We start from the raw sequence: 17,146 nt of genomic DNA on the forward strand, positions 1-17,146 counted from the left end.
GTTCTGTTCTGTTCTGTTCATCAGTATGAGCCTCCTATTCTAAAAAGAAAAGTTTTTATTTTATTAAATACTTAAAAAACAAGCAGTTCTAATTAATTTACTTCTCAAGAAAAACTAATGATATCAACATAAAAAAGCATTATTTTGCTTTGAAAATTTACGACATAACAACAAAAACTTTGTCAAAAATGACCGCACTTTTACATAATACGGCGGGATTGTGTATAGGTTCTTGCCCAGTAGCTTTCATCTAGCGAACTAATCGTTACCCCTTGGCTTGAACTGGCGTGCATAAATTGATTATTTCCAATATAAACGCCAACGTGGTTATTTCCACGGAAAAACACCAAATCTCCTTTTTGTAATTCACTCTTACTAATTTTATGTCCTAAATGACGCTGTTCTGCGGTAGAACGGGGTAATTCAATACCATAAGCCGACCAAAATGCCGTTTGCATAAACGCCGAACAATCAATACCACGTTTTGTTGTGCCACCCATACGATAACGTGTGCCAACCCATTCACTATAAACGCCACTCAATGCTTTATCACCAATCAGCCCTGAACGTGGACGGTTTGTTCTTTTATGCTGAATACCGCGTTCGCCTTTTTCTAATTGACTAATAAATCCGGTAAATGCCGCATCATCGCTTTCTGAAATTCTGCCATTTTGGGCGTATTGATAATATTTTGTGCCACTTGAACAAGCGGTGGTGAGTATCGCTAATCCAATCAGTATTAAAATTCGCTTCAACATATCAAAAATTGAAAATAAAAAATGATAAAAATAAAAACCGACTAAGTTTATCAAAAATAAAGATTATTGCCAGCCCAAATTTAGCGTAAGAATGTAAATTTTCGGTATGATGTAATCAATACACAAAGATAAATACTATGATCGGTTGGTATGCTTGTTTTTTGAATAAGGGCGCGAGCATCCCCCCTACCAATCACGTTATTTAGGATTTGTATGGTTATTTTTAAGTAAATTTTTGCAACTTCGTTGCAATCCCTCCCTCAGGACTACGCCCAGCTCCCTCCGTAAACGGAGGGAGCGAAGATAATATGGTTTGTAGGAACACCACTGCTCTATTCTTCCTTTTAACTCTGGAATTAATACATTGTAGGGTTTATTTATGATACAAGAGACATTAAGCTTGATGTTAATGTAACTTCAGCATAATCCTGTAAATTTTACATAACTAACCTAAAGAAAAAGGCAATCCAAGAGATTGCCTTTCGATTAGTTTATTTCATTATTTTTTCTTTGCTTTCGCATTTGGAAGATCGGTTACCGAACCTTCAAACACTTCTGCGGCTAAACCGACTGATTCGTGTAAAGTCGGGTGAGCGTGAATGGTTAAAGCAATATCTTCCGCATCGCAACCCATTTCAATTGCAAGCCCAATTTCCCCTAACAATTCACCACCGTTTGCCCCAACAATTGCACCACCAAGAATACGATGTGTGTCTTTATCGAAGATTAACTTCGTCATCCCTTCCGAACATTCGGAAGCAATCGCACGACCGGAAGCCGCCCAAGGGAATTTTGCCACTTCGTAGTTTAAGCCTTCTTGCTTACATTCTTTTTCGGTTTTACCCACCCACGCTACTTCCGGCTCGGTATAAGCAATAGATGGAATCACTTTTGGATCAAAGTAATGTTTTTGTCCGGCAATCACTTCTGCTGCAACGTGGCCTTCGTGTACACCTTTGTGTGCCAACATTGGTTGACCAACAATATCACCGATAGCGAAAATATGCGGTACATTGGTACGCATTTGTTTATCCACACGAATAAAGCCACGCTCATCCACTTCTACGCCTGCTTTGCCTGCATCAATTAATTTACCGTTTGGTACACGACCAATCGCCACTAGCACTGCATCATAACGTTTGGTGTCGTTGCAGGCTTTACCTTCCATTGAAACGTAAATGCCGTCATCTTTTGCTTCCACCGCGGTCACTTTGGTTTCAAGCATTAATTTGAATTTTTTCTCAATTTGTTTGGTGTAAATGGCAACGATGTCTTTATCTGCAGCCGGAATCACTTGGTCGAACATTTCTACCACTTCGATCTCTGAACCCAGCGCGTGGTAAACCGTTCCCATTTCTAAACCGATGATACCGCCGCCCATAATAAGCAATTTTTTCGGAACTTCTTTTAATTTAAGTGCATCGGTAGAGTTCCAAATACGTGGATCTTCGTGTGGAATAAATGGCAATTCAATTGGGCGGGAACCTGCCGCGATAATTGCATTGTCAAATTTAACCGTTGTTGGGTTGCCGTCACGATCACGTGCTACCAAAGTATTAGGATCGGTAAAAGTCGCCAAGCCTTCCACTACGGTAACTTTACGTTGTTTTGCCATACCGGCAAGTCCGCCGGTTAATTTCGCCACCACGGCATCTTTACCGGCACGCACTTGGTCTAAATCAATTTTAGGATCGCTAAAATAGATACCATTTTTTTCTGCGTGTTTTGCTTCTTCAATCACTTTTGCAACGTGCAATAATGCTTTAGACGGGATACAACCCACGTTTAAACACACCCCGCCAAGGGTTGAATAACGTTCAACAAGCACGGTTTCTAAGCCTAAATCCGCACAACGGAATGCAGCAGAATAGCCCGCAGGGCCTGCACCAAGTACAACAACTTGGGTTTTAATTTCTTTACTCATTTTTACCTCGTAAAAACGTTGAAATTATTGACCGCTCTTTTAAGCGATCACGAGAAATTGAAAAACGCCCCTCAGTTGAGAGGCGTGATGATTACATAATTAAACGGCGTAAATCTGCCAATACAGAACCAATGTAGCTGATAAAGCGTGCGCCATCTGCACCGTCAATCACACGGTGATCGAAGGACAATGAAATCGGAAGAATTAAGCGAGGTGCAAATTCTTTACCGTTCCATACCGGTTCCATTGCCGATTTGGACACGCCTAAAATTGCCACTTCAGGTGCATTGACAATTGGTGCGAAGTGCGTTGTACCCAAACCACCAATACTTGAAATGGTGAAACAGCCACCTTGCATATCTGAGGCGGTTAATTTACCTTCACGCGCTTTTTTCGATACTTCCATTAATTCACGGGAAAGTTCGATAATGCCTTTTTTGTTCACGTTTTTGAATACCGGTACAACTAAGCCGTTTGGTGTATCCACTGCCACGCCGATGTTGATGTATTTTTTCAAGATTAAACGTTGCGCATCTTCAGAAAGGGAGCTGTTGAAACGTGGGAACGCTTCTAATGCTTTTGCTACCGCTTTCATAATAAACACAACAGGGGTGATCTTCACGCCAAGTTTTTGTTTTTCCGCAAGAGCATTTTGTTCTTTACGGAAAGCTTCTAAATCGGTGATATCCGCTTTATCAAAATGGGTTACGTGTGGAATCATCACCCAGTTACGATGTAAATTCGCACCGGAAATTTTGTTGATACGGCTTAATTCAACTTCTTCCACTTCACCAAATTTGCTGAAATCGACTTTCGGCCACGGTAATAAGCCTAAACCTGCGCCATTTGCCACGCCATTGCCTGCGGCAGCAGCCGTTGCACCGCTTTCGTATGCTTTCACGGCGGTTTTCACGTAGGCTTCAATATCTTCTTTAACGATACGGCCTTTACGTCCCGTTCCTTTTACTTTGTCCAAGTTCACGCCGAACTCACGCGCTAAACGGCGAATTACCGGCGTTGCGTGGGCATAGCCTGCACTTGCTACCACTTGTTCTTGACTTAATCCTGAAACATTACCGCTTTGTGAGGCTTGAGCGGTTGGAGCGGATTCGGCTTTTGGTGCCGGTGCGGCGGTTTGTGTTACCGGAGCAGCCGGGGCGGCACTTGCCACTTCAAAACGCATAATTAATGAACCGGTTGATACTTTATCGCCGGATTTCACTAAAATTTCTTTTACCACGCCTGCAAATGGTGCCGGTACTTCCATTGAGGCTTTGTCACCTTCAACGGTAATTAAAGATTGTTCTTCCGAGACGGTATCGCCCACTGCCACCATAATTTCAGTAACATTGACTTCATCGCCACCGATATCAGGTACATTCACATCTTTAATTGCCGCAACACTTGGCGCTGCCGCAGGTGCGCTTTCTTGTGCCGGTGCAGAGGCTGCCGGTGAGGCACCCGCTACTTCAAATTTCATAATTAATTTGCCGGTAGAAACTTTATCACCCACGTTAATTAAAATTTCTTTCACCACGCCGGCGATAGGTGCTGGCACTTCCATAGAAGCCTTATCGCCTTCAACGTTGATGATGGATTGATCCACTTCAACGGCATCACCTACTTTCACCATAATTTCGGTGACGTTGACTTCGTCAGAACCAATATCCGGTACGTTCACTTCCACAATGCTTGCGGCAGCCGGTGCAGTCGCTGCAGGAGCAGCTTGTACTTCCGCTTGAGCCGGTGCGGCTGCTTCCGCAGAATCCAAGACTAACATTGGTGTGCCGGTGGTAACTTTGTCACCCACTTTCACCAATACTTCTTTCACTACACCCGCTTCCGGTGCAGGGACTTCCATCGAGGCTTTATCGCCCTCTACATTGATGATGCTTTGATCCACCGAAACGGTATCGCCAACTTTCACCATCACTTCAGTTACGGTAACTTCATCACTACCGATATCTGGAATTTGAATTTGTTTTGACATTTTTTATTCCTTCAGAAACATAAAGTGCGGTCAAATTTACACGTGTTTTTGACCGCTATTTTCTATCAATTACGCATAAAGCGGATTGATACGATCAACATTCAAACCGAATTTCGCAATAGCATCCGCCACCACTTGATTGGTTACTGTGCCTTCTTTAGCTAATTGCGAAAGGGCGGCAACCACGACATAGCGGGCATCTACTTCAAAATGTTCGCGTAAGTTTGCACGGCTGTCTGAACGGCCAAAACCATCCGTACCTAACACGTGATAATGTTTAGTCGGTACAAATGCACGGATTTGATCCGCATAAGATTTGATATAGTCGGTTGAAGCAACAGTCGGTAAATCGGCTAAGACTTGTGCAACGTAAGGAACGCGTTGTTTTTCTGTTGGGTGCAATAAGTTCCAACGTGCCACATCGTGACCTTCACGTGCTAATTCATTAAATGACGGTGCAGAGAATACATCGGATGTAATACCATAGTCATTAGCAAGGATTTGTGCCGCTTCACGAACGTGACGCATAATGGCACCTGAACCTAATAATTGAACGCGACCTTTGCCTTTACCTTCAACGGTTTCAAATTTATATAACCCTTTACGGATACCTTCTTCTGTCCCTTTCGGCATTGCAGGCTGATCCATTACTTCGTTCAACGTGGTCATATAGTAGAACACATCTTCCTGTTTTTCACCGTACATACGGCGGATACCGTCTTGCATAATCACCGCCACTTCAAAGGCAAATGACGGATCGTAAGTCACACAGTTAGGAATCACGCCCGCTTGAATATGGCTGTGACCGTCTTCGTGTTGTAAACCTTCACCATTTAAGGTTGTACGACCGGAAGTCCCCCCAATCATAAAACCACGTGCAAGTTGGTCACCTGCCGCCCACATCATATCGCCCACACGTTGGAAACCAAACATTGAGTAATAGATGAAGAACGGAATCATCGGTTGGTTATTGACGGAATAGGAATTTGCTGCCGCCAACCAAGAAGCCGTTGCACCTAATTCATTAATCCCTTCTTGCAATACTTGACCGTCTTTCGCTTCACGATAGTAAGCCACTAAATCACGATCCGAAGGCACATAGTTTTGTCCGTAAGGGTTATAAATACCTACTTGACGGAATAACCCTTCCATACCGAAAGTACGGGCTTCATCGGCAATAATTGGCACAATGGTTTTACCAATATCTTTATTTTTTAATAAAGTATTTAATACACGGGTAAATGCCATTGTGGTTGAAATGCCACGCGGTTGTTCTTCAAGTAATGCTTGGAATTCTTCCAATGCAGGCACTTTGTATTCCACATCAAATTTAGAACGGCGGGCAGGCACATAACCGTTTAACGCTTTACGATGACCGTGTAGGTAGTTGTATTCTTCAGAACCTTCAGGGAATTTAATGTATTCAAGGTTCTCAACTTGTTCGTCCGTTAATGGTAATTCAAAGTAATCACGGAAACCTTTAAGGCTTTCATAAGACATTTTTTTGGATTGGTGTGCGGTGTTTTTACTTTCCGCTTCAGGAATTTTATAGCCTTTAACCTGTTGCGCCAAAATCACAACCGGTTTGGTTGCTTTTTGTGCTTTGGCATAAGCGGCATAAAGTTTTTCGGAATCGTGCGCACCACGGCGTAATGCCCAAATTTCATCATCGGTCATATCTGCAACCAATGCTGCCGTTTCAGGGTAACGACCGAAGAAGTGTTCACGAATATACGCACCGTCTTTCGCTTTGAACGTGAGGTAATCACCATCCACGACTTCCATCATTAACTGTGCTAATTTACCGGAAGTATCTTTTGCGAATAATTTATCCCAGTTGCTACCCCATAAGACTTTAATCACTTCCCAACCGGCACCGGTGAATAAACCTTCTAATTCTTGAACGATTTTACCGTTACCGTTTACCGGCCCATCCAAACGTTGGAGGTTACAGCTTACGGTGAAAATTAAGTTATCTAATCCTTCACGGGCGGCAAAGGTTAACGCACCTTTCGATTCAATTTCATCCATTTCACCGTCACCAAGGAAAGCATACACTTTTTGATCTTTGGTATCTTTCAAACCACGGTTATCTAAATATTTTAAGAAACGGGCTTGGTAGATCGCATTCACCGGACCTAAACCCATTGAAACGGTAGAGAATTGCCAAAATTCAGGCATTAATTTAGGGTGAGGATAAGAAGATAAGCCATCTACGAAGGCTTCTTGACGGAAATTATCTAACTGTTCTTCCGTTAAACGGCCTTCCACATAAGCACGTGCATACATACCCGGTGCCGCGTGACCTTGGAAGAAAATTAAATCGCCGCCGTTTTTCTCGGTTGCGGCTTTGAAGAAGTGGTTATAGCACACTTCATACATCGTTGCGGCAGATTGGAAAGTTGAAATATGACCACCTAAATCCAGATCTTTCTTCTGACTACGCAAAACCATCGCAATCGCATTCCAACGAACAGCTGAACGGATACGGCGTTCAATAGCGTGATCACCCGGATAAGCCGGCTGCTCGGAAACAGGAATCGTGTTCACATAATCTGTGGTTACACCTGTTGGCAATGAAACACCACCGGCACGCGCCTGACCGATTACCTGCCCAATAATATACTGCGCACGCTCAACGCCTTCTTCACGAATCAAAGAATCTAACGATTGTAACCAATCTTGCGTTTCGATTGGATCAACATCATTTTTTAAAATCTCAGACATAGGTTTTCCTTATCTGTTATTAGTGAAAATTAGCTTGGCTCAACACCAAACACGAAGATGGGAAATGCTTGCGTTAATTTCACAAACATTTAACAAATACTGCAAATTTTAGAAGATTTTTTGAAATAAAGATAGTGAATTTTCATCAAACCGCCTTTTTCTCGGCTTTTATTTTGATGAAATTGAGATAAAAGTGCGGTCATTTTTCAACATATTTTTATTCAATGATGAAAGGTATAACTAAAATATTGCATCCATATTAGGATTACTCTAAAGTCTGCACACTATCATTTACATAAAGGACAATCAATGAACACCACCACACGAATCCTCGCTCAACATAAATGCATTGCACTGGTTGCACACGACAGTTGCAAGAAAAACCTCATTCAATGGACACAAAAGCATAAAATTGCCCTTACGCCTCATCAACTTTATGCCACCGGCACAACCGGACATTTACTGGCACGTGAAACCGGTTTAACCATTCAACCTTTGTTAAGCGGCCCAATGGGCGGCGATCAACAACTCGGCGGGCTGATTGCCGAAAAGAAAATTGATATGATGATTTTCTTTTGGGATCCGATGAATGCCGCGCCGCACGATCCCGATGTGAAAGCCCTAATGCGTATTGCCACCGTGTGGAATATCCCCGTTGCTATCAACCAAGCTTCTGCCGATTTTTTGCTGACTTCCGCATTATTTGAACAAAATGTAGAAATTGAAATTCCTGATTATGAAGGGTATTTAAAAGAACGTTTGGGATAAAAGGTTGGAACGCCGCGTGGCGTCTCTCTCGATCACATTATTTTCTCTTTATGTGTTTGCGACATAATACTGAAAACACCCCAAATTTTGACCGCACTTTTGGTGCGGTCAACTTGTCAATTTAAAGTTAAAACTCAGTTAGCGTGGCATCACTGCCCCCATTAATAGCATAAAAATAATACCTTGTGCCTGTTCTTCCGGTATGACTTTGCCATTCAGTTTTAATTCACCATTTTCAAGCATAAGTTTTACGCTCACCGATTTTTCACTATTTACGGCAAAACCATTTTTTTCACCTTCAAGGGCAAATTCCTCAATTTGTGCTTTAATCGCCGCACGATCTTCCCGTGGTGGTAATTTCGCCAGAATATTTTCCGCGGTGGCTTTATCCAACCAAATATTCAAAGAGAAATCCTTAAATTGCTTATAAAGATTGCCCCGCTTGAATGTTGGATTTGGGGCAAGGGCAACATTTAAATCCAGTGACAATTTCCCCTGTTCGTCAGAAATGGACATTGGGTTTAATTTTACCTGTGGTTGATTATTCAAAATCTCCAATCCGTGTTGTAGCACCCAATTTTGTAAAAGCTGACCCGCCACTGCATTTGCATTATCGCCTTTCGCCTCGTTAAAAATGCTCATTAAGGTTTCAATAAAGGCATTCACCGCATTTCCTTCAAAATGATTAAGTTCAAGGTTATAAGTCACTTTTCCTAAATCTTGATGATCACTCATTACCGAGTCGATTGAACTTGTGCTTTTAAGGTTAACAAAATCGCTTTCAAGGTTCACTTCTGCAGTGCTTTTCAAGCCTTTTTTAATAAAAGAAGCCGTTTGATCTTCACGATCCAAGCGTGTCATTTCAAGCGCATCAACAGAATATCCTCCTTTTCCGGTATAAATATACGTCCATTTAGTCGGGGCAAAATCACTGTTAAACTTAATGCCTTTCCATTGTACTTTTAGGGATTTAAACGGCGTTTCATCAATCTCTTTTTCCCAATCAAATAAAGCTGTTACATCTTCAGCGGCAAAATCATAATGACCGGAAAGATCTTGATTGACATTAAAATTCATCTTCACACCGGACCAAAGCAATTTATTTTGATCGTTTTCTTGATCACGCCATTCACCGGCTGCAAAAGAAAGACTGCCTTTTGTGCTTAAACCGTAGCCTGTTGAAGCACGGTATTGAATCGGCTTATCGGATTTCATCAAATCAAATAACGGTTGCGTACTTTCATTTTTGGCGATGAACCCCTCAGCCGCAAACATCGCCGGCATTAAATTTAATTTTGCCAATTGATTAAGGGGGAACGGCCCGTGGTAAAGCGTGGTGGAAAGGGGAATCGTCCATTGCTGTTGGGTTTGTGGGAGAGAAATCACCAGTTCATCTTCCACTTGAGAGCGAAACCAACCCCGTTCAAATTGTTTATTTTTAAATACCACATTAAAAGAATTCGAGGCTTTCAAAGACTGAAATTGTTGATTCGCACGTTCAATTTGGCGTTTATATTCCGTTTCCGCCGTTTGACCGGTAAACCACGCGCCGCCCACCCAAGCAATACCAAGCACCGCAATCACACCGATTGCCACTTTTGATTTTTTCATAAATTATCCTTTTGACTATATTGAGAAAAAATTGCCGCTGATTCTACCGCACTTTTCCGATTTCACCAGTCTTTATCAAAAATTTTACAATCTTCCCCTTGAAGTTTGTCGGTTCGTTCTTATTTTGCAAAACAAGAACGGAAATGACCGCACTTTTAGTCAGAAAATAAATTTTTAAAATTTTCTCTTGAAATGCGAAAGAATATCCACATCTTACAACCCGTAACAAATTACACTGAATTTCAAAATTTTACTTAGGAGTACAAAATGGGAAAAATTATTGGTATTGACTTAGGTACAACCAACTCTTGTGTGGCTGTAATGGACGGTGACAAACCTCGCGTCATTGAAAACGCCGAGGGCGATCGTACAACGCCGTCAATCATTGCTTATACAAATGACAACGAAACATTGGTCGGTCAACCGGCAAAACGCCAAGCGGTCACCAATCCGAAAAATACATTATTTGCAATCAAACGTTTAATCGGTCGCCGCTTTGAAGATGAAGAAGTAAAACGCGACATCGACATTATGCCATTTGAAATTGCCCGTGCAGACAATGGCGATGCTTGGGTAAATGTGAAAGGCGACAAACTTGCCCCACCACAAATCTCTGCCGAAGTATTGAAAAAAATGAAAAAAACCGCAGAAGATTTCTTAGGTGAACCGGTAACCGAAGCCGTGATTACCGTGCCGGCATACTTCAACGATGCGCAACGTCAAGCTACAAAAGATGCAGGCCGTATCGCAGGATTAGAAGTAAAACGTATCATCAACGAACCAACCGCAGCAGCATTGGCTTATGGTTTGGATAAAGGTCAGGGCAACAAAACCATCGCCGTATATGACTTAGGGGGCGGTACCTTCGACTTATCCATTATCGAAATTGATGAAGTGGGCGGTGAAAAAACCTTTGAAGTATTGGCAACCAACGGGGATACCCACTTAGGTGGTGAAGACTTCGATACCCGCGTCATCAACTACTTAGTGGATGAATTCAAAAAAGAACAGGGCGTTGATTTACGTAATGACCCACTTGCAATGCAACGTTTAAAAGAAGCGGCAGAAAAAGCCAAAATTGAGCTTTCGTCTTCACAACAAACCGATGTAAATCTTCCTTACATCACCGCAGATGCAACAGGGCCAAAACACTTAAACATTAAATTAACCCGTGCGAAATTAGAATCTTTAGTTGAAGATTTAGTGGCGAAATCCCTTGAGCCGGTTCGCATTGCATTAAAAGATGCCGGTTTAAGTGCGTCTGAAGTGGATGACGTGATTTTAGTGGGCGGTCAAACCCGTATGCCGCTTGTTCAACAAGAAGTAGAAAAATTCTTTGGCAAAGCACCACGTAAAGACGTAAACCCTGATGAAGCGGTGGCAATCGGTGCGGCAGTACAAGGCGGTGTGTTAGCCGGTGATGTGAAAGACGTATTGTTATTAGACGTTACCCCATTATCACTTGGTATCGAAACGATGGGCGGCGTGATGACCACCTTAATTGAGAAAAACACCACGATTCCAACCAAAAAATCACAAGTGTTCTCAACAGCGGAAGATAACCAAAGCGCGGTAACCATCCACGTGTTACAAGGTGAACGTAAACAAGCCTCAGCGAATAAATCCTTAGGTCAATTCAACCTTGAAGGGATTAACCCTGCACCACGCGGTATGCCACAAATTGAAGTCACCTTTGATATTGACGCAGACGGTATTATCCACGTTTCTGCGAAAGATAAAGGCACCGGTAAAGAACAACAAATCACCATTAAAGCCTCTTCCGGTTTAAGTGATGATGAAATTCAACAAATGGTGCGTGATGCGGAAGCCAACGCCGAAGCAGACCGTAAATTTGAAGAATTAGTACAAGCCCGTAACCAAGCGGATCACCTTGTACACAGCACCCGCAAACAACTAGAAGAAGCCGGGGATAAAGTACCTGCTGCAGATCGTGGTGTGATTGAAAGTGCGTTAAGCGATTTGGAAACAGCGGCGAAAGGCGAAGATAAAGCGGCAATCGAAGCGAAAATCCAAGCCCTTGCAGAAGCAGCGCAAAAACTCGCCCAAACGGCGCAACCACAAGGCGAACAACAAGCTCAAAGCAACAGCAAATCAAATGATGATGTTGTTGATGCAGAGTTTGAAGAAGTGAAAGATAAATAATCTTTCTAGAAAGTGCGGTCATTTTAGTCGCACTTTTAACTAAAGGGCGGTAACGCCCTTTTAGTGTATAAGGAAAATAATGATTTTAATTAATAAAAAATGGGAAAGATGCGTTCTTACTCCTTTTGCAGTATTATCTATGTCAGGCTTTATGTCTTTTGTAATGATGTGGATAATGAAAGGTTTTTTTGACGGTTTTATAGAGACTTGGTTACATAATTGGGCAACCGCTTTTCTTGTTGCACTACCTTCAGCATTTGTAATTCCAAAATATGCAGTAAAACTTGCAGTAAAGATATTTAAAATAAAATTTGTAGATAAGTAAGTATTAGTTATGGCAAAACAAGATTACTACGAACTTCTCGGTATCTCAAAAGGTGCTGATGAAAAAGAAATTAAACGGGCATATAAAAAGCTCGCGATGAAATATCACCCTGACCGCACGCAAGGGGATAAAGAAAAAGAAGAAAAATTTAAAGAAATTCAACAAGCCTATGAAATCCTAAGCGATAAAGAAAAACGTGCTGCCTACGATCAATATGGTCACGCAGCATTTGAACAAGGCGGCTTTGGTGGCGGGTTCGGCGGTGCTGATTTCGGTGATATCTTTGGCGATATGTTTGGTGATATTTTCGGTGGCGGCGGTCGTTCGCGTCAACGCGTTGTTCGCGGTGAAGATCTACGCTACGACATTGAAATCACCCTAGAAGAAGCCGTAAAAGGTACAACCAAAGATATTCAGATTAATACCTTGGCTCATTGCGATCACTGTGAGGGTTCGGGTGCGGAAAAAGGTTCTAAAGTAGAAACCTGTCCAACCTGCCACGGCGCGGGACGTGTTCGCCGCCAACAAGGGTTCTTTGTATCCGAAACCGTGTGTCCAACTTGTCACGGCACGGGCAAGAAAATCAATAATCCTTGTAAAAAATGCCACGGTGAAGGGCGGGTTCATAAAAAAGAAAGCCTTTCCGTTAAAATTCCGGCAGGGGTGGATACCGGCAACCAACTTCGTTTGGCAGGTAAAGGTGCCGCAGGCGAAAACGGCGCGCCGGCAGGTGATTTATATGTTGTGATTCACGTAAAAGATCACCATATTTTTGAACGGGACGGCAATAATCTTTATTGTGAAGTGCCGATTAGTTTTGCCACCGCTGCATTAGGTGGCGAAATTGAAATACCAACCTTAGACGGCAGAGTAAAACTCAAAATTCCTGCAGAAACCCAAACCGGAAAATTATTCCGCATGCGGGGTAAAGGTGTCAGCACGACCCGAACCGGCTATACCGGCGACTTAATTTGTCGTATTGTGGTGGAAACACCGGTCAATTTAAATAGCGAGCAAAAAGAATTACTGAAAAAACTTGAGGAAAGCCTACAAGGAAAAGGACTCAGTAAACATAGTCCAAAATCTTCCGGCTTTTTAGACGGTGTGAAGAAATTCTTTGATAACTTGGGTAAATCCGAGAAATAGTTCTTAGAAGGATTCCTCAGAAAGAGTAGGGATGCGATAGTTCGTGTCCTTATCTAACACCAAAGAATTTCAATTACCTAACATAAGGACGCCAACATGGCGTCCTCCTCTATCACCTTATTTCCTCTTTGTGTGTTTGCGACAAAATACTGTACTTTAAGTGATATAAGGAAGAAAAGTGCGGTCAAAATTAGGGATGTTTTTTCTGCATAAAATGCAAAATAAAAACAAGGTGATGACCGGGAATGTAACACCTTGTTTTCGTATTAACATTTGAAATAATTTCAATGGATTATATTATGGGCTACTGATGTCGATCCGACAAAACGTATTATTTTTTTTACGTTGTTATCTTAGTCTTTCAACTTCAACCATTTACTGCTTAATGTGCCTGCCGTTATTGCGCCGTTCACATTTAAAGCGGTACGTCCCATATCGATTAATGGCTCGATAGAAATCAATAATCCCACTAATTCCAATGGTAACCCTAAGGTGGAGAGTACCACAATAGCCGCAAAGGTTGCCCCACCGCCTACGCCTGCAATGCCAAAAGAAGAAATAGCGACCACTAAAACCAAGGTGGCAATATAGCTCACACTAAAGGGATCGATTCCCACTGTAGGGGCAATCATTACGGCGAGCATTGCCGGCATTGCCGGATAAATTCCCGCACAGCCGTTTTGTCCGATTGTTGCTCCAAAGGTGGCAGAGAAATTGGCAATTGCCGGATTGTTACCGAGTTTATCCGTTTGCGTTTCAATATTAAGCGGAATTGTTGCCGCACTGGAACGGGAGCTAAAAGCAAAGGCTAAAGTCGGCATTACGTTTTTGAAATATTGAATTGGATTAATGCCGGACAAGAAAAGCAATACGCCGTGTACGATAAACATTAGGAAAATGGCGAGATAAGAGGCAACGATAAAGCTTCCTAAATTTAAAATATCCGCCCATTTTGAGGTTGCCCCCACCTTAATCATTAAGGCAAAAACCCCATAAGGCGTTAAGCGAATAACAAAACGAACCAAGCGTGCCACCAATTTATTCAACGTTTCCACATCTTGCGCAATGCGATCGCCTAATGCTTGATTTTCTTTGCGTAAACTCAATGCTGCCACGCCTAAAAAGGCAGAGAAAATCACCACGCTAATAATTGAAGTCGGATTGGCACCGGTTAATTCCGCAAAAGGATTTTTCGGAATAAAAGAAAGCAACATCGCAGGAATACTTAATGTGTTAATTTGATCCGCACGTCCCAATACTTTGGTTTGGGCTGCAAGTTCACGCTCGCCCGCCACTAATCCTTCCGCCGTTAAACCAAATACTTGCACCATCATAATACCGATAAATGCAGCAATCGCTGTGGTAATAAGCAATACCGAAAGCACACTGAAGCTAATTTTGCCTAAAGAACGCGCCTCATTTAAGCGGGTAATTGCCGATAAAATGGAGACAAAAACCAACGGCATTACAATCATTTGTAATAAACGCACATAGCCGCCGCCCACAAGGTTAATCCAATCTAAGGCGGTTTTTATGGTGTCTTCATCACCAATATTTTGCAACAAAGCGCCAACGCCTAAACCCAGCACTAAGCCAATAAATACCGTTTGTCCGAGCTTTTGCGTTTTTTGATAAAGATAACCAAGCAACACAAGAATTAGGGCAAAAATAATGAATGTGAGAAAGAGCATTTCCGTTTTTCCTTCATAAAATCATTGAATAGCGGTATTAGATAAATTTCATCATAAAAAATCTAATTATTTTTTGTGATAGCTTATAACCAAATACTATATAGATTTAAACCACCGATACCGCTTTAATTTGTACATAAACCGTCATTCCCACAGAAAAACGCAATTCATTTTGTGCCCATCTGCTGATGCTTGCCCAAATTTTATAGCCTTCCACCAACACGGCGACATCCACCCGATGATCGCATAATTCAACCTGCACAATTTGTCCGTATAAGATATTACGAACACTGGTTTGTGTCGGCTTTTGTAGGGCGATTGATACATCCGAGCTATAAATACACACCCGCACATTATCGCCCACTTGCCCCTGTACTTGATTAATCCATAGGGTTTGTTCACCTAAAGAAAGTGCGGTCATTTTATAAGGTGGATTATGCAAATAAACCGGCAACGCCAAGACAGCACTTTGCTCGCTTTCCCCTTTCCACGGTACAAAAATCGGACTGTTCCAAATATTTTCCAGTGTATCGTAGGCTTTCACTAAACCGTTTTCCATTAATACCACCCGATCAGCCAAGCGAAGAAGTTCATCCAAACTGTGGGTGACATACAAAATCGGAATATTGATTTCGTGAGAAAGGCGTTCTAAGTACTGCATTAGCTCCCTTTTACGCGGCAAATCTAAGGCGGAAAGCGGTTCATCCATTAACAAAATATCGGGATCGGTGAGCAACGCACGCCCTATGGCAACACGTTGTTTTTCACCGCCGGAGAGCGTGATGGGATAACGTTTGAGTAAATGCCGAATCCCCAATAAATCCACAATATAATCAAAATCCGCTTGATCAATATGCTTTGCGCCATAACGTAAATTTCCTTTCACCGTATAATGGGGAAACAAGCGGGCATCTTGAAAGACATAGCCAATTTTTCGCTGATGAGTCGGTATATTTTTTGGCTTGTTTGTCTCCACTAAAGTGCGGTCATTTAAACAAATAAATCCTTCATCGGGCAGTGTTAAACCACTCACTAAATTAATTAAGGAGGTTTTGCCTGAACCCGATAAACCAAAAATCGCCGTGACACCCTGCGCGGGAATTTGTAGATTTACTTGCAGAGCAAGTTGTCCCAGTTGTTTTTTTACATTAATGTGCAACATTGCCCTGCCCCAATTTTTTCTGCATTCGCTTACTTAACCATTCAGAAGCAAGCAAGGAAATCAATGAAAGGATTATCGCAAACAGGCACAATCGGGCGGTTTGCGATTCTGCCCCCGGTGTTTGGATAAAAGAATACATCGCAAGGGGAATTGTCTGTGTTTCACCGGCAATGTTGGATACAAAAGTAATGGTTGCTCCAAATTCCCCTAAAGATCGGGCAAATCCAAGCACCAATCCGGCTAATACACCCGGTAATGAAAGGGGCAATGTGATGGTGAAAAAGGCACGCCAAGCAGAAGCTCCCAAGGTTTGCGCGGCTTGTTCCAATTTAATATCAATGCTTTCTAAAGAAAGCCGAATAGCACGCACTACCAAAGGAAATGCCACCACTGCCGAAGCCAGTACCGCCCCTTTCCAACTAAAAGCAAAAGATAAGCCGAACCATTGATACAAATATTTGCCGATAAAACCATTTCGACCCATTGCCACTAAGAGTAAATACCCGATAACAACAGGCGGAAGAACTAAAGGCAGATGAATAATCCCTGTGACGAATGATTTACCGTAGAAATTTTTGCGTGCCAATAACCAAGCGGTGAACACGGCAAAAGGCAAACTCCACGCCATTGCACTAAATGCCACGCTTAAACTAAGGCGGATAGCCTCAATTTCTAATGGGTTAAGATTGAAAAAAGAAAAAATTTGAGAGAGCAAAGGGAAATCCTTTTTATTTTGAAATGGGTTAAATGTTAGTACCGATAACATTCCTATCGGTCTCATTATTTGAATAACGTGCATTTATAACATAAACCGAGAATATTCGCCGTTATAGCAAATGCACAAAGCGAAAATAATGCAATCAGTAAGGATACGATGCTTC

General features: G+C 42.2%; 12 protein-coding genes. 4 read left to right on the forward strand and 8 right to left on the reverse strand.

From position 1 onward, the window contains the following. Nucleotides 1–200 precede the first annotated feature (200 nt). From BKL49_RS07130 to aceE, 4 genes are all read right to left on the reverse strand, one after another. A complete protein-coding gene (locus tag BKL49_RS07130; protein ID WP_077424034.1) occupies nt 201–758 on the reverse strand; it encodes an NlpC/P60 family protein in 558 nt (185 codons plus the stop codon). A gap of 499 nt (nt 759–1,257) precedes the next feature. Continuing rightward, entirely contained in the window at nt 1,258–2,682 is a 1,425-nt protein-coding gene (lpdA, locus tag BKL49_RS07135; RefSeq protein WP_077423969.1) for a dihydrolipoyl dehydrogenase, read from the reverse strand. A 91-nt stretch (nt 2,683–2,773) separates the two neighbouring features. Beyond that, nucleotides 2,774–4,672, reverse strand: a complete 1,899-nt coding sequence (gene aceF, locus BKL49_RS07140) for a pyruvate dehydrogenase complex dihydrolipoyllysine-residue acetyltransferase (protein ID WP_077423971.1) — start codon at nt 4,670–4,672, stop codon at nt 2,774–2,776. A 69-nt stretch (nt 4,673–4,741) separates the two neighbouring features. Beyond that, on the reverse strand, nt 4,742–7,399 hold the full coding sequence (gene aceE, locus BKL49_RS07145) for a pyruvate dehydrogenase (acetyl-transferring), homodimeric type (protein ID WP_077423973.1): 2,658 nt from the start codon (nt 7,397–7,399) through the stop codon (nt 4,742–4,744). A 309-nt stretch (nt 7,400–7,708) separates the two neighbouring features. Between aceE and mgsA the strand changes: the two genes are divergently transcribed. After that, a complete protein-coding gene (gene mgsA / locus BKL49_RS07150; RefSeq protein ID WP_077423975.1) occupies nt 7,709–8,167 on the forward strand; it encodes a methylglyoxal synthase in 459 nt (152 codons plus the stop codon). Between the two features lie 138 nt (nt 8,168–8,305). Here mgsA and BKL49_RS07155 read toward each other — a convergent pair whose 3' ends face one another. Beyond that, nucleotides 8,306–9,778, reverse strand: a complete 1,473-nt coding sequence (locus tag BKL49_RS07155) for a YdgA family protein (protein WP_077423976.1) — start codon at nt 9,776–9,778, stop codon at nt 8,306–8,308. Nucleotides 9,779–10,045: 267 nt separating this feature from the next. Between BKL49_RS07155 and dnaK the strand changes: the two genes are divergently transcribed. The 3 genes from dnaK (at nt 10,046) to dnaJ (ending at nt 13,412) form a co-directional block, all read left to right on the forward strand. Further along, nucleotides 10,046–11,941: a molecular chaperone DnaK gene (dnaK, locus tag BKL49_RS07160; protein WP_077423978.1), complete on the forward strand. Its 1,896-nt coding sequence runs from the start codon at nt 10,046–10,048 to the stop codon at nt 11,939–11,941. Nucleotides 11,942–12,020: 79 nt separating this feature from the next. Further along, nucleotides 12,021–12,266 (forward strand): DUF2798 domain-containing protein, encoded by a 246-nt coding sequence (locus BKL49_RS07165; RefSeq protein WP_077423980.1) that lies wholly within the window; start codon nt 12,021–12,023, stop codon nt 12,264–12,266. Between the two features lie 9 nt (nt 12,267–12,275). Beyond that, nucleotides 12,276–13,412, forward strand: coding sequence for a molecular chaperone DnaJ (gene dnaJ, locus BKL49_RS07170; protein WP_077423982.1), 1,137 nt, complete (start codon nt 12,276–12,278; stop codon nt 13,410–13,412). Nucleotides 13,413–13,765: 353 nt separating this feature from the next. Here dnaJ and BKL49_RS07175 read toward each other — a convergent pair whose 3' ends face one another. The 3 genes from BKL49_RS07175 to modB all read right to left on the reverse strand — a co-directional run bounded on the left by BKL49_RS07175 (nt 13,766) and on the right by modB (nt 16,980). After that, nucleotides 13,766–15,103: an L-cystine transporter gene (locus tag BKL49_RS07175; protein ID WP_077423984.1), complete on the reverse strand. Its 1,338-nt coding sequence runs from the start codon at nt 15,101–15,103 to the stop codon at nt 13,766–13,768. A 106-nt stretch (nt 15,104–15,209) separates the two neighbouring features. After that, on the reverse strand, nt 15,210–16,265 hold the full coding sequence (gene modC, locus BKL49_RS07180; protein ID WP_077423986.1) for a molybdenum ABC transporter ATP-binding protein ModC: 1,056 nt from the start codon (nt 16,263–16,265) through the stop codon (nt 15,210–15,212). After that, nucleotides 16,252–16,980, reverse strand: coding sequence for a molybdate ABC transporter permease subunit (gene modB, locus BKL49_RS07185; protein ID WP_077424036.1), 729 nt, complete (start codon nt 16,978–16,980; stop codon nt 16,252–16,254). The genes modC and modB overlap by 14 nt, the downstream gene beginning before the upstream one ends. Nucleotides 16,981–17,146 lie beyond the last annotated feature (166 nt).

The organism is Rodentibacter myodis, assembly GCF_001999305.1.
GTDB classification, from domain to species: Bacteria; Pseudomonadota; Gammaproteobacteria; order Enterobacterales; family Pasteurellaceae; genus Rodentibacter; species Rodentibacter myodis.